General features: G+C 36.7%; 13 protein-coding genes and 1 other annotated feature. Of the genes, 8 read left to right on the forward strand and 5 right to left on the reverse strand.

What is annotated here, in order from left to right; all coding sequences use genetic code 11:
* Window positions 1-148: 148 nt before the first annotated feature.
* Window positions 149-760: a signal peptidase I gene (gene lepB, locus CDZ89_RS07475; RefSeq protein WP_096153517.1), complete on the forward strand. Its 612-nt coding sequence runs from the start codon at window positions 149-151 to the stop codon at window positions 758-760.
* A gap of 48 nt (window positions 761-808) precedes the next feature.
* Here lepB and CDZ89_RS07480 read toward each other — a convergent pair whose 3' ends face one another.
* Window positions 809-1,774 carry a ring-cleaving dioxygenase gene (locus CDZ89_RS07480; protein WP_096153518.1) on the reverse strand — a complete coding sequence of 322 codons (966 nt, stop codon included), beginning with the start codon at window positions 1,772-1,774 and terminating at the stop codon, window positions 809-811.
* A gap of 204 nt (window positions 1,775-1,978) precedes the next feature.
* Here CDZ89_RS07480 and CDZ89_RS07485 point away from each other — a divergent pair, with 204 nt between their 5' ends.
* Window positions 1,979-2,476, forward strand: coding sequence for a GNAT family N-acetyltransferase (locus tag CDZ89_RS07485; protein WP_100333440.1), 498 nt, complete (start codon window positions 1,979-1,981; stop codon window positions 2,474-2,476).
* Window positions 2,477-2,488: 12 nt separating this feature from the next.
* Complete coding sequence (locus CDZ89_RS07490; protein WP_100333441.1) at window positions 2,489-3,175, forward strand: DUF1287 domain-containing protein; 687 nt, start codon at window positions 2,489-2,491, stop codon at window positions 3,173-3,175.
* A gap of 170 nt (window positions 3,176-3,345) precedes the next feature.
* On the opposite strand, the gene CDZ89_RS07495 is transcribed toward CDZ89_RS07490, so the two are convergent.
* The 3 genes from CDZ89_RS07495 to namA all read right to left on the reverse strand — a co-directional run bounded on the left by CDZ89_RS07495 (window position 3,346) and on the right by namA (window position 5,943).
* Window positions 3,346-3,858: a DUF3231 family protein gene (locus tag CDZ89_RS07495; RefSeq protein WP_198508232.1), complete on the reverse strand. Its 513-nt coding sequence runs from the start codon at window positions 3,856-3,858 to the stop codon at window positions 3,346-3,348.
* Between the two features lie 230 nt (window positions 3,859-4,088).
* Window positions 4,089-4,580 carry a CBO0543 family protein gene (locus CDZ89_RS07500; RefSeq protein ID WP_227521459.1) on the reverse strand — a complete coding sequence of 164 codons (492 nt, stop codon included), beginning with the start codon at window positions 4,578-4,580 and terminating at the stop codon, window positions 4,089-4,091.
* 346 nt (window positions 4,581-4,926) lie between these two features.
* Window positions 4,927-5,943 (reverse strand): NADPH dehydrogenase NamA, encoded by a 1,017-nt coding sequence (gene namA / locus CDZ89_RS07505; protein ID WP_100333443.1) that lies wholly within the window; start codon window positions 5,941-5,943, stop codon window positions 4,927-4,929.
* 136 nt (window positions 5,944-6,079) lie between these two features.
* Here namA and CDZ89_RS07510 point away from each other — a divergent pair, with 136 nt between their 5' ends.
* From CDZ89_RS07510 to CDZ89_RS07525, 4 genes are all read left to right on the forward strand, one after another.
* The gene (locus CDZ89_RS07510; RefSeq protein WP_100333444.1) at window positions 6,080-7,693 is read left to right on the forward strand and encodes a M20/M25/M40 family metallo-hydrolase; all 1,614 of its coding nucleotides are present in this window, start codon (window positions 6,080-6,082) and stop codon (window positions 7,691-7,693) included.
* Between the two features lie 95 nt (window positions 7,694-7,788).
* The gene (locus CDZ89_RS07515) at window positions 7,789-9,411 is read left to right on the forward strand and encodes a sensor domain-containing diguanylate cyclase (protein ID WP_100333445.1); all 1,623 of its coding nucleotides are present in this window, start codon (window positions 7,789-7,791) and stop codon (window positions 9,409-9,411) included.
* 211 nt (window positions 9,412-9,622) lie between these two features.
* Window positions 9,623-10,471 carry a DUF5700 domain-containing putative Zn-dependent protease gene (locus CDZ89_RS07520; RefSeq protein ID WP_100333446.1) on the forward strand — a complete coding sequence of 283 codons (849 nt, stop codon included), beginning with the start codon at window positions 9,623-9,625 and terminating at the stop codon, window positions 10,469-10,471.
* 154 nt (window positions 10,472-10,625) lie between these two features.
* A complete protein-coding gene (locus CDZ89_RS07525) occupies window positions 10,626-11,000 on the forward strand; it encodes a hypothetical protein (protein ID WP_227521460.1) in 375 nt (124 codons plus the stop codon).
* Window positions 11,001-11,093: 93 nt separating this feature from the next.
* On the opposite strand, the gene proC is transcribed toward CDZ89_RS07525, so the two are convergent.
* Window positions 11,094-11,909, reverse strand: a complete 816-nt coding sequence (gene proC, locus CDZ89_RS07530; RefSeq protein WP_264755084.1) for a pyrroline-5-carboxylate reductase — start codon at window positions 11,907-11,909, stop codon at window positions 11,094-11,096.
* 59 nt (window positions 11,910-11,968) lie between these two features.
* Window positions 11,969-12,194: a binding site (T-box leader), on the reverse strand.
* 525 nt (window positions 12,195-12,719) lie between these two features.
* Here proC and CDZ89_RS07535 point away from each other — a divergent pair.
* On the forward strand, window positions 12,720-13,694 hold the full coding sequence (locus CDZ89_RS07535) for an MBL fold metallo-hydrolase (RefSeq protein WP_100333448.1): 975 nt from the start codon (window positions 12,720-12,722) through the stop codon (window positions 13,692-13,694).
* Window positions 13,695-13,701: the final 7 nt, after the last annotated feature.

The following is a 13,701-nucleotide window of genomic DNA, read 5'->3' on the forward strand; positions in this document are numbered from 1 at the left end:
TGGTCAGATATCCTACTCCAACAACGTTTTCACCGGATTATTAGATTTTCATTAGAAACATATCTATATTTTTTCCTCATAAATACAGGAAATTATTCGATCGCATAGAATTTTATTAAAAGAATTCATCTATGATAGGAGCGTCTTTATGTTCAAAAAAATATTTAAAGAAATAAAAGAGTGGGGGAAGGCGATTGTTATTGCTATACTCTTATCTTTTGTTTTAACGGCATTTGTAGCCCAACCTTTTACCGTCAGTGGAAGTTCCATGCTACCAACGATAGAGGGTTTAGATAAGTACGATAAAGAAAAAATTGGCGATAGACTATTAATTTTTAAAAGTCCATATCTTTTAGGAAAAGAACCGAATTATGGGGATGTTGTTGTTATTGATAGTGATTTAACAAAAGATAGAGGTTTAAAAGATGCCATCGGAGACAATCCTTTTCTCCGAACATTTCAAAATGAAAGAGAAGACCAATACTGGGTGAAAAGGGTAATTGGTAAAGAAGGGGACACCATTTCTTTTTTTGAGGGAAAAGTGTTTAGAAATGGCGAAGAGTTGGAAGAAGAATACTTAAATGAAGAAATGTTCTTTCCATTTGAATCGGTAAAGATACCAGAAAATCATGTTTTTGTAATGGGAGACAATCGAAACGATAGTAGAGATAGTCGCCATATTGGAGCAGTTCCTACAGATCACGTTGTCGGAAAGGTTGTTTTCAGGTTTTACCCGTTTGATAAATTCACATCGTTTTAGACGCTATAGCAAAAGGTTGGATGGCTAAATGCATCCAACCTTTTATACTTATATTTCTAAAGGTCTTAAGCTAGCTTCAATTTCTTTTCTCTTTGGTTCTAAAAATGGTGGAAGTGCTAGCTTTTCTCCTAAGCTTTCCATTGGCTCGTCTGCATCAAAGCCTGGTAGGTCAGTGGAGAGTTCAAAAAGAATGCCGTTTGGCTCTCTAAAGTAGAGTGCTTTAAAGTAGTAACGGTCAACTTTTCCGGAGAAAGGAATACGTTGTTTGCTTAGTTTTTCAGCCCATGCGTTATATTCTTCCTCGTTCGGTATGCGGAAAGCAACGTGATGGACAGCCCCGCGTCCTTGGCGCTCACGAGGAAGGTCCGGACGAACAGCTACATGTACTTCCGCTCCAGACCCACCTTCACCAGTTGCATATACTTCTACATCTGGAAATACACCAGCAAGTGATGGGTAAGTTCCTACTTTTCTAAACCCCATTAGTTCCGTTAACACTTTTACAGTTCGTGTAGCATCCCCAACGGTTAAGGTGACTGGTCCAAGGCCAACTATTCCATGTTCTTCAGGGATATCCTCTCGCTCCCACGGTATACCAGCTGCCACACCTTCTTCACCGTTATCCACAACCAATATTAATTTCGTTCCTTCGTAATCTTCAAAAGCGAGTGTGTCTCTATTTGCTCTTTTTACGATTTTGTCGTGTTTAATACCAAGCTTATCAAAACGATCTTTCCAAAAATGTAGGGATTCTGTGTTTTTTACTCGCAATGAAGTAGATGAAATACTAGATACTCCTTCGTAAGTGCGTCCAAGCCCAGGGATGTCAAAGAATGTAATTTCTGTACCCGGGTTTGCTTTTGCATCTCCATAAAAAAGGTGATAGGAGGAAGTGTTATCTTGATTGACTGTTTTTTTTACTAAACGCATTCCTAAAACTCCAGTGAAAAATTGAAAGTTTTTCTCTGCGTTTGTTGTTAATAATGAAACATGGTGTAAGCCTAATAGTTCCATACATGATGCCTCCTTATTTATATAATAACCAATTTGACTTTGCAGAAACTTTGAATTCGAGATAATTTTATTATAACAAAATTTATCTCGAATTCAAAGTATTTTTTCTCAAGATTCCACAATTGGGCACTATTAAGAAGGATAAAAAGTAGAAATGGAGAATATTGTTATTTAGAGTCTAGAAGTAAAGGAAGGGACGTCAACATGATTATTATAGAGGCAAAAAAAGAAGATGCACAACAAATAGTAGAGTTAATATATGAAGTAGAACAATCTGGATTAATGTTATTCGAACCGTTTGAACGACCGAAAAATGTAAATGGAATGAAAAATAGAATAGAGATGGTCGCAAAGGAAGATAACTCAAACATCTTTCTTGCGGAATTAGATAATAAACTTGTAGGCTACTTATTTGCATTTGGTGGGCAAAGTAAACGAGTAAAACATGTCGCTTATCTCGTTGTTGGGGTATCAAGTGAAGCTCGAGGTATTGGGGTAGGAAGTAGACTGTTTGAATCTTTAAACGAGTGGGCAAATCGCCAAAGATTGAAGAGGTTAGAGCTAACAGTAATGAAACATAACGAAGTGGCTATCAACTTATATAAAAAGAATGGCTTTGAAATTGAAGGGACGAAGAAACATTCATTATTTGTAGATGGTGAATTTGTAGACGAATATTACATGTCAAAGATTTTGAAATAAGGGGATGAATGGATGAAGAAAAAATTAATCTTTATTATCGTGCCTTTTGTTTTTCTAATTTTTTTGTTCCTTTATAGAGATGGCCTAATACTCGAACATATTGGCATAAAAGTGGATAATCCGTTTGCAAAGAGAATAGATGTACCGCAAACTTTCTCTCAAACTGATAAAAACAATAACGGTGTGCCAGACGCACTGGATATTGTTTATGAAGCAAGAAAAGAAGTGAAGCAAAAAACGCGCTATCAAAGTGCGTATTATGCGGGCGGATACCCTCCTGATAGTGAAGGAGTTTGTACAGATGTAGTATGGCGTGGATTTCTTGGGGCTAATATTACGTTAAAAGATTTAATGGATGAAGATATTGCAGAGAATACAAAGCAGTATTGGCGTATAGATGGGAAACCAGATCCAAACATAGATTTTAGGCGAGTGCCTAATCAATTTGTTTACTTCGAGCGGTTTGCAGAGAGTTTAACAACTGAACTAATTCCTTATGATATAGAAAATTTACAACAATGGCAGCCAGGAGATATAGTCGTGTTTTTGGATGGGTTTCATCATGTAGGGATTGTGTCTGAGAAACGAGCAAAGGACGGGACACCTTATTTTATCCATAACACAAAACCTTTTGCGGCCGAAGTAAAGCTCTCGTCGATTAAAACTCCAATCGCTGGGCATTATCGATGGAAATATTAAAAGGTAAGTGTTACATTTCATCATTTCGTATTTAAGACAGAAAAAAATAACTCATCCTTTGGCTTGGACTGGCAAATAGGATGGATTAACTCTCCCGTTTAAGCCGTAGCCCTTGAGGTGACCTTGGTAAAAATAAAGGAACAGAATATGGTAATTCTGTTCCTTCAACCTTAGCTACCTTCCACATTACTATGGTGTAATGGTGGCGGAATTAACCAGCCTTTTTCTTTGTTTAGTCGAAGAACTTTTGCTCCAAGTGTTGCTTTTTGGATATGGAATTGTCCAAACATCATCGCAATGTCTTCTCTAATGGATTGCCCAATAATTTGGCTACAAGCTACTAACCCTGCTGCAATATCTTTAGCTAAAGATGCTGCTATCTCTGGGTCTTGAAAACGAGCTCCTGTTGGAATGTCATCTAAGCTAGCCTTAGGGCGTTCTGGTGGTGTTGGTGGTAATCCAATCCCATTTTCTTTTAATAATTCTTCTATTTGCTTGATTTCTTGTTGACCACCTTGAATCGCTTCTTCCAGTAATTTTTTTAAGTCTTCATCACCAGCGTGGTTTAATTGAGTTTGATAGCCTGCAATTAATCCTTTAGCCGTTAAAAGAAATGACCAAGTTGCAAAAACTTCTCCATAGTGCATTGGTTCATTTGTTGGATTTCCACTTAAAATTCCCATAAAAACACTCCTTATTGATTCTGTAAAATTCATATATCTTCTCCTTGCCGAAGAAATTACAAGTATAGTATCTGTTAGCGAATAGATTTCTATTCAATATTTGATTGTAAACAGTTAAATAAATGATTTTGAACTAACGGTGGCGATTTTATAATAAGAGTAGTCGTTTATTGTGCTTAAGAGGAGTTAATCAACTTATGAAGAGACTGAACGATATTCATGTTCTCTTCTTAAGTTACCGAAACTTTACCTTTGTTTATTATTCTAATAATTAGAATAATTCCTCTACATATTAACAGTTTTAAAGTAAGACTAATTAGTGAGTGATACCAAGTCCATCCTTTTTTCCACTTAATTAGCTTGGTTTTTTTTGCTGCAATAGTCTCGAAGATTGTAATAGGTATTACAAAAGGAAAAATTTTTGCAATAATTCCAACGGGTCTGCTGTTCAGTGTCCATTGATTATAATAAAGTAACATTAAAGGGTAGAATATAAAATCAAAAGGAAGTTGGATTTTATACTTCGGAAAAAGCTTTTTTGGATATTTCAGAAATCCTTTATTAACTAAATATTTATCTGTGAAATAATTACCAATGAAACTTACAAGGTAAACAATAATCCAATCTTTAAATGATCGTTTTACGATAGCAAACGGTAGTAAAACTAGTCCCATTATTGTAGCTATAATTAAAAAGTAATATGAATCACTTTTTTTAATCAATTTATGCACCTCCCATCATATCTTTTAGTAATTTAAACTTTTTTATTCGAAAAATATTATATGAGAAAAAGAGTTATTAACTTTCTATTTTGAAATAGGTGAGTATCCAATCACAAGAAGAATCTACAAGATTGGTATGGAATTGAATGAAGTGATACCATAACGAAGATGAACTAAAAGAACTGATACAAGAATATATAGAAGATGAAAACAAAAATATTAGTTATTAAGATTACGAAGTGCGGTGGTAGAAATGAAAAAAAATTAAAAAAGAAGACCGCTTAATGAAGCCGATCTTCTTTGTTGATTAAACTGTAGAGTGCAATTTCTCCAGATTATATGGTGTCTACCACCCACGCTCATACTGAACAGGTGGAGCAAGTTCTACATTCAATTCCTTTGCAGCGCTTCTAGCCCAATAAGGGTCGCGTAACAATTCACGGCCGATAAACACTAAATCTGCACGATTGTTTTGTACAATTTCTTCAGCCTGTATGCCTGTTGTAATTAAACCTACCGCACCAGTAGAAATGGCTGCCCCATGCTTTATTTTTTCAGAAAAAGTAACTTGATATCCAGGGAAGACAGGAATAGCCGCAGGCACTACTGCACCTGAGCTTACGTCGATTAAGTCCACTCCTTGCTCCTTCATCCAAGCCGCATACTCTACATAATCTTCAGGCGATAATCCTTCTGGATGGTAGTCATTAGCGGATACACGAACGAATAACGGGCCATCCCACACTTGATTCACGCCATCAATAATTTCCTTTAAGAATCGGTAACGGTTTTCTTTAGACCCACCGTATTCATCAGTGCGTTGATTCGTAAGCGGTGATAAAAATTCGTTAATCAAATATCCGTGAGCTCCATGAAGTTCAATAATATCAAAATGAGCCTCTTTTGCACGGCGAGCTCCTTCCACAAAAGCATTCACAGTATGCTTAATATCATCCAAGCTCATTTCAACTGGTGTGCGCATTTTTTCATTAAAAGGAATAGCGGAAGGTGCAAAAATATCTCCATCAACCATCGCTTTTCGCCCTGCATGTGCTAATTGAATCGCCGTTTTAGAACCATACATTTTCATTTGGCGGTTCAACTCTTTTAATCCACGAATATGATCGTCATTCCAAATGCCAAGGTCTTTAGAAGAAATCCTTCCTTCAGGCAATACTGCCGTCGCTTCAATCATAATTAAACCTACCTGACCAACAGCGCGCGACACGTAATGTGTTACATGCCAGTCTTGTACATGTCCATCTTCTTTATGACTTGAATACATACACATTGGTGACATAACAATTCGATTTTTCATTGTGACATTTTTCACTGTAAATGGTGTAAATAAAGCTGAATTCATAAACTTACCTCCTGATGTTTCGTATTGCTAAATAAAGTATAGCACGCTCTTTTTCTGAACCCAAACAATAGGTGTTTTTATAGCGAAAAAAATAGTATGATAAAAATCAGAACATTCTTTACTAGGGGGAATTCACATGAACTGGCAAACTAAACTACAACTAACCGACCTATTAGTATCACTCGTACAACACGGTAGCGTTACACTTTCCGACGAAGAAAATCGCCTAGCCTCTTACATATATTATCAACTGCAACAACTTCCTTTTTTTGAGAAAAATCCTGAGCACTTGCAACAGCATCGAATGGAGGATGGCCGTTCCTTCGTTACTGGTTTCGTCAAACAATCGGCCAAGTCTGACACAATCATTTTACTGAGCCATTTTGACGTAGTTGGAGTAGAAGACTACGGTGTTTTAAAAGACCTGGCCTTTCAACCTGTAGAACTGACTCGTGAACTTCACAATCATTTGGATAGTCTACCCGAAGAAGCAAAAGAGCATTTACTTTCTGGGGATTGGTTGTTTGGTCGTGGAACGATGGATATGAAAGCTGGACTAGCGTTGCAAATGGGACTGATTGAAAAAGCCATCCACGAAAACTGGGACGTAAATTTGCTGTTGTTGGCTGTCCCAGACGAAGAGGTAAACTCGAAAGGAATGCTACAGTCCCTACCAGCTCTAAGCCAACTAGCAGCGGAACATAATTTAAACTATTTAGCATGTGTGAATTCAGAACCAATGTTTCAACAATATCCAGGGGATGACAATCTCTACCTATATACAGGTTCAATCGGTAAGCTACTTCCTGGATTTTTTTGCTACGGGAAAGAAACACACGTTGGCGAGCCACTTGCAGGCTTAAATGCTAACTTAATGGTTTCAGAAGTTCATCGTTTACTAGAATTAAATGTGGATATATGTGAAGAAGTTTCAGGTGAAGTAACACCACCGCCAAGTAACCTGATCCAAAAAGATTTAAAAACCGAATACTCCGTACAAATTCCACATACAGCCGTCACACTATTTAATGTGTTGTTTATGAAAAAATCGCTGCAGCAGTGGAAGACGGAATTTATCCAAATTGCCCGCCAAGCGGCTGTTAATATAGAAGAACACATGAAGCTAAAAATAAATGCGTATGCTCGTTTCGAATCTTTTTCTAAGCCTGAATATCAAGTTTCCGTTTATTCGTACGAGGAATTACTAGCGATGGCAAAAGAGAAGCATGGAGAAGAGGAAATTAACTCTCGTATCGCAGGAGTCATACAAGCCAATGCTCAGTTTGATGAGCGAGAGCAATCAATAAAAGTGGTAGAAGAAATTGCTTCGTTATGTAGAGAAGAAGCGCCGATGATTGTTCTCTTCTTCGCTCCACCTTTCTATCCGGCTGTTGCGACAGAGGAAGAGGACGAGCTAATGAATATAGCAAAGGAATTTATTCATACTTGGAATGCAGAAGGGGTAAATTGGACGAAACAAATCTATTTCTCAGGGCTATGTGATTTAAGTTTTGTAGGAAAAGCAAATTTAACAGATCATCAATTACTAGAAAAGAATATTCCGATATATGACCATTCTTTCTCACTACCTTTTAACGATATGAAGAGCTTGCAAATGCCAGTATTCAATCTTGGACCAGTCGGAAAAGACCCACACCAATGGACAGAAAGATTAAATGTTGCGTTTAGTTTTGGAGAGTTTCCGAGCATGCTAGAAGATCTAGTTAAAAGGCTAGCGAAAGTTAACTAAAATTTCTTCAGATAAACAAATGTTTTTCTCCAAAAAGCGACAAAAGAAAAGTATAATGGTAGAGTAGTAAAATTTCTAAATAAAGGGATTTTTATATGTCTATTACTTTACGAACGTACGTTGCGATTATATTTGCAACATTTATTATTTTATTTACTTCTATCATTAGTTGGTCGATTACAAACAAAACTACCGAGCAAGTAAAATCGGAAATAGGGGATTCTTTAGCAAGTGTTGCCTACGTTATGGCAGATAAGTTAGACCATTTCATGTGGGCTAGGTACGGAGAAGTACAAGTTTTAAGTACATTAAATGCATTTAAAGAATTTGATGATGCAGAAGAAACACAAAACTTAATAAATGAACTTCAACGTAACTTCCCATCCTTTTCTTGGATAGGGTTTACGGACGAAAATGGAATTGTACAAGTGTCAACAGGCAATATTTTGGAAGGGGTAGATATTTCTTCTAGACCAGTATTTACGGAGTCGCAAAAAGAGACATTTATAGGTGATGTTCACGATGCAGTATTGTTATCTAGTCTTTTACCAAATCCATCAGGTGAGCCGTTACAATTTGTTGATATTAGTACACCGATTTTTAATGATGATGACGAATTTAAAGGGGTTCTCGCGACACATTTAAGTTGGGAATGGTCTAAAGAGGCGCAAGCGGTTGTCGTTTCTTCCTTAAAAGAGCAATATAAAAATCAACTAGATATACTAATTATTAGTTCTTTTGATAATACAGTTTTACTAGGACCAGAAGAGTTAGTGGGGCAATCACTTGAACTTGATAGTATTGAACAATCTAGACTTGGTGAAAATGAATGGGCAGTGGAATTATGGCCAGATGGAAAGAAATATGTAACAGGTTATGCTTACGGTGCTGGTTATGCGGAGTATCCAGGGCTAGGATGGACTGTTTTAGTTCGCCAACCTGAATCCATTGCGTTTGAAGCGGTAAAAGAATTACGCCATAGCATTCTGTGGAGTGGTGTAGTCGGGGCGCTTGTGTTTGCTTTTTTAGGCTGGATACTTGCTGGCCGTATTTCCAAATCTTTACGTCAACTTAGTAAGTATGCAGATGAGTTACGAACTGGAAAGCGAAAAGATATCCCTGTACAGAAAGGAATCAATGAAATCGAAGTTCTATCCACTTCTTTGCGTGAATTGGTTCAATCTTTAACGAAAACAGAAGGCAAACTCGGTGAAATGCAAAATTTAGCACTTCATGACAAATTGACCGGCCTGCCTAATAGAGTAGCACTGGACAGATATTTGAGTTGGTTTAAAGAAGAACATTCAGAGGATACTCTAACTTTCTTTTACTTGGATTTAGATGGATTCAAACAAGTAAATGATACGTATGGCCACCATACAGGAGATGTTTTGCTCCAAGAAGTTGCTGCTCGATTAAAAGAAGTTGCAGCTAAGCATGATTTAGTAGTTAGAATTGGTGGAGATGAATTTGTTCTATGCATACAAAATGTAGGACAGGTTCATGAAGTAGCCACAGTTATTATACAGTCACTAAATAAACCTTTCTTTTTAGGTGAAAGTACGGAGCCAGTACACATCGGATGTAGTATCGGTATTGCCCTTTGGAATGCTAAGGAAAAGGAAGAAGACCCACTAAAAGTCATCATTCGAGCCGACCAAGCACTTTACCAATCCAAACAAAACGGCAAAAACCAATACTCCGTCCACTCCACATAACTTTCGATGCCAGGTATTTGTGATGTTTTGTAAAATAATAAAAGTTGTAACGCCTATCAAATTAGATGCTAATTTGATAGGCGTATTTTATATCATTAGCTTAAATTCAGAGTTTAATCAATTATTCATTATTATTCAAAAATTTAGATATTTTTACTGGGATATTATGTTAAAATTATATTGTCAAATTCATTTATAAAAGGATGAGAAAATGAATATTTACAATACTGTTCCATATTTTTTAGAGAATTTAAAAACAGATAAGCAGCTTTTTCAAAACTACCACGAAAAGTTTTCTCCTCATTTTGAAGAGTATTTTTTATATCATTGCAAAAATGCAGATGAGAAAAGGAGAGCTGCTATTGAAAGATACTCATCTGATATTAATGAAATTAAAGAGTGTAATCGGAAGATCGAATCTTTCATAAGGCAAGTTGTTGATGATTACGAGGTAAAATATGATATCAAATTTATTAACGATGTACATATTATTGTGGGTTGCTACGGATCAAACGCTTTTACACATCGACAAATAATACCTGATATAACGTTTTGTTTAGAGAAGTTATCACAAAAGGATGAGCATTTAAAAGTCATTATTGCTCATGAGTTCGGACACGCACTCCATAACAAGTTGACAGACCTATCGGGTATTGATTGGTCAAGGCTTCAATGGTTTCATCCGTATACATGGTTATTACAAGAAGGCTGTGCAACGTATTTTTCGAAGCAGGTGACGGTGGTAGATGAGGCGGTTTATTTTTCCTATGATGACAAGGGAGATGAATGGTTGAGGTTTGCCCAAAGTAATACGGAAGAAATTATTTCTACTTTTCTAAACGAATCTAAGACAGAGTCACATATGGATGTTTTCCGAGAATGGTTCTCCATTAACGGGGGGACGCAATATGGGCATACACGTTTAGGATATTATATTGGTTATATAGCTCTTAAGCTCCTTATCCAAAAGTTTGGAGAGTTAAAGGCAATTACATTATGGAAGGAACCTAACTTCATAGAAGAAATGGAGCAGGTGCTTATGGAGTTTAAAAAATCCTGAATTCACTAGGAAACAGCTGAGCCTAAAAAAATAAAAGGGGATATGAGAGTGTGGCTTTTCAAAACGCCCGCGGAAAGCAAAGATATGCGTGGAAATCAACAGCGGTCTTTAACACAGCCAAAGATAAAGAAAGAGTATTAAGGGAGACTTCTAGATGCCAAAAATTATAAGTAAGCTAAATTTATTATGGATAACTGTTTTGGGAGCATGGGTATTTTATAAAAGAAAAAAGAATGTTGGATACACATTATTTGTTCCCACAGGAGTACGTCACGAATTCCCAATGGTAGATTTAAAGGAACAAAAGGTAGTTGGTACAGTTTTATATAAGGATAAGGTATATATGAAAGTGATTGTTAATTTAAAAGAGGATTCTGTGAGTGTTGAGGGTACTGTCGACGAATTAAGTGAGTTAAGTATGGATAGGGAGTCTTACATAAATATGTTTAAAAGCCAAGCAAGATTTTTTGTTGAAAATAATATTTCTGATCCTGAAAAATATTATGAGGAATTAGAGAAACAGTCTTAGGCTAACTAGTGTACCTGTGAAAAGGACCATCAAAAGTAGCCCGCATTGTTTTTGGTAGGCTACTTTTTTGCCCTATACTTACATATTACTCCATCATTCCGACAACATAGCCCCCAACTCTCGTGATCTTTCTGCAGCTGAATGTAGGCATGCTTCTAATGCGATGGAAGTAGCATATTGTTCCAGTACCCTAATTCCAGCTTCGGTCGTACCGCCTGGACTTGTCACGTCTAACCGTAATTGTGCAGCATCTTTTTCCGAAACAGCTAACATTTGAGCGGCTCCGAGTATCGTTTGTCGAATTAACATTTTTGCTACATCTACCCCTAGCCCTTCTTTGACAGCGGCGTTTTGCAATGATTCAACCATGTAATAAAAATAAGCTGGACCGCTTCCAGAAAGCCCTGTAACTGCATGGATTTGTTCTTCTTCTACAACAGTACAAACACCAATACTTGAAAAAATATGTTGTGCAGTAGCTAAGTCTCTTTCACTTACATTACTACCAGCCGCAATCGCTGTGGCAGATAACCCAACAGCTGCGGAAGTGTTTGGCATTGTTCGAATGACACGTGCTCCGGTAACGAGCAATCCTTCAATCATCGAAGTGGAAATCCCTGCGAGGACAGAGACAACTAACATATTAGTTGTTATATATTTTGAAATAGACTGGATGGCTTCTTTTGCATCTTTTGGCTTCATTGCAAGAAAAACGACATCCGCATTTTCTAAAATTACTTCTAAATTACGACTAACAACAACTCCATACGTGTTTTCCAAAAGCTCTAGTCTGTGATCATCTTGCTTGTTTGTCACCATTATGTCACACGGCTTGCTAATCTCCTTCTTCAGTAAACCACTAATAATTGCTTCTGCCATATTTCCTGCACCAATAAATGCAACTTTCATGCTTTTCACCATCCTTTATTAATTGTTTTGTATACAAAAAAGACCAATCCATCCTTATAAAAAAGGACGGATTGGTCTTGTATCCGCGGTACCACCTTTGTTGGCTTAACAATTCCAATTCATTAAGCCCAGCTCCATTACCCTTATCGCGGGTTAACGATTAGGTTATTCCCTAATTGCTCCTAGGTAGGTTCAAGAAAGTAGGGGACGAGGAAACCTTTCAGCCGGTGAGTCTCCATCTCTTTTCGTCGTACGTTCTTTACTAGTCCTATTCAACACGTTTCCGGTTTGATTTTTATTATTATGCAACCGAATGAAAGGAAAGTCAATAGGTTGTTTTCTTAATATTTTTCTTCTGTTTGAGTCCATTTCATAATGTATGACTACTATACGAAAAATGAAACAAATTACCGTATACGCTGATAGAAATCCCTTTAACAACGAACATATAATTCTTTTCTATAGAAAAATATTCGTTTTTCATTAAACGAACCGTAATTATAATGTTGATTCACTTTATAAAAATAATAATTTTTTTCTGAAATTTGTTTACAACCTACACTGTTTTTTGGTTAAATTAGTACATCCTAACAATGAATCGCTATTCATTTTGTGACATATATTTTTTAGTATAATTTTATTTTGGTTTTGTTTATTGAAAAACGAACTTTCGTGGTTCTTATGATGTAACGTTTGCATTTAGAATTGTCATATTTACTAATGATTAGTTACCTTTCGTTTTTCGGATTGTAGTTATACTTTGTGAAACGTACTTTTACAGAAATAACATTAAGGGAGATTGGACTGAAGATGGAAATGGTATCCTGTAAACAACAAATCAAACAAATTACTGTACCAACCCCTTTTGCAGTTGGGGATGTTCATACATATGTAATTATCGGTGAAAGAGTGACACTTGTAGACGCTGGTGTAAAAACAAACGAAGCGTGGGACGTTTTTACGAAAACATTACATAATCATGGTCTTCATTCACGTGACATTGATCAAATTTTCATCACCCACCACCATCCGGATCATGTAGGATTAGTCGATTTTTTCCCTAGCAATGTTCCAATCATAGGGCATAAGCGCTCACATCCATGGATGATCCAAGATAAAAAATATATCCAAACACATGAAGATTTTTATCTTCAAATTTTACATGAAGGTGGAGTAGACCCACGCTTTTTCCCCATGATTAAACGTGTGAATGATATTTTAAGATTTTCGAGTACGATTGGTTTGACTTGTTTTATTGAAGAAGGAGAAACACTTGTCGGTCTAGAAAATTGGAAAGTATACGAAACTCCAGGTCATGCGAGCAGTCATCTCGTACTTTTCGATGAAGAAAGCGGGACACTTATTGGTGGTGACTTAATCTTAGATCACATTTCACCAAACCCTTTAATAGAACCACCTTACCCAGGAGAAATGGAGCGGAAGAAACCACTTCTAGATTATATCGACTCTATTCACAAGATGATGGGGTTGTCTATTCAACAAGTTTTACCAGGGCATGGAAGCATCGTGACGAATGTTCAAGAACATTTACAAGATCGCCTTACAAAACAAGAGAAGCGTTCGAATAAAGTTTTTCGCTTCATTGAAAAAGAAAGATCCTGTACGGCGTATGAGGTCTGCCAACATTTATTCCCTCAAGTGTTTGAAAAACAACTCATGCTAACGATGTCCGAAACAATCGGCCAACTAGACTATTTAGAAAACAAAGGTAAAATAAAGGTAGACAGGTCGAAATTGCCTTTTCAATACGAAGCAATAGAATAGGGGAGTA

It is taken from the genome of Bacillus alkalisoli (assembly GCF_002797415.1).
GTDB lineage: Bacteria > Bacillota > Bacilli > Bacillales > Bacillaceae_I > Bacillus_CD > Bacillus_CD alkalisoli.

Coding starts and splice junctions, on each gene's coding strand:
- lepB (WP_096153517.1), top strand. CDS start 149: ATGTTCAAAAAAATATTTAAAGAAATAAAAGAGTGGGGGAAGGCGATT.
- CDZ89_RS07480 (WP_096153518.1), bottom strand. CDS start 1,774: ATGGAACTATTAGGCTTACACCATGTTTCATTATTAACAACAAACGCA.
- CDZ89_RS07485 (WP_100333440.1), top strand. CDS start 1,979: ATGATTATTATAGAGGCAAAAAAAGAAGATGCACAACAAATAGTAGAG.
- CDZ89_RS07490 (WP_100333441.1), top strand. CDS start 2,489: ATGAAGAAAAAATTAATCTTTATTATCGTGCCTTTTGTTTTTCTAATT.
- CDZ89_RS07495 (WP_198508232.1), bottom strand. CDS start 3,858: ATGGGAATTTTAAGTGGAAATCCAACAAATGAACCAATGCACTATGGA.
- namA (WP_100333443.1), bottom strand. CDS start 5,943: ATGAATTCAGCTTTATTTACACCATTTACAGTGAAAAATGTCACAATG.
- CDZ89_RS07510 (WP_100333444.1), top strand. CDS start 6,080: ATGAACTGGCAAACTAAACTACAACTAACCGACCTATTAGTATCACTC.
- CDZ89_RS07515 (WP_100333445.1), top strand. CDS start 7,789: ATGTCTATTACTTTACGAACGTACGTTGCGATTATATTTGCAACATTT.
- CDZ89_RS07520 (WP_100333446.1), top strand. CDS start 9,623: ATGAATATTTACAATACTGTTCCATATTTTTTAGAGAATTTAAAAACA.
- CDZ89_RS07525 (WP_227521460.1), top strand. CDS start 10,626: ATGCCAAAAATTATAAGTAAGCTAAATTTATTATGGATAACTGTTTTG.
- proC (WP_264755084.1), bottom strand. CDS start 11,909: ATGAAAGTTGCATTTATTGGTGCAGGAAATATGGCAGAAGCAATTATT.
- CDZ89_RS07535 (WP_100333448.1), top strand. CDS start 12,720: ATGGAAATGGTATCCTGTAAACAACAAATCAAACAAATTACTGTACCA.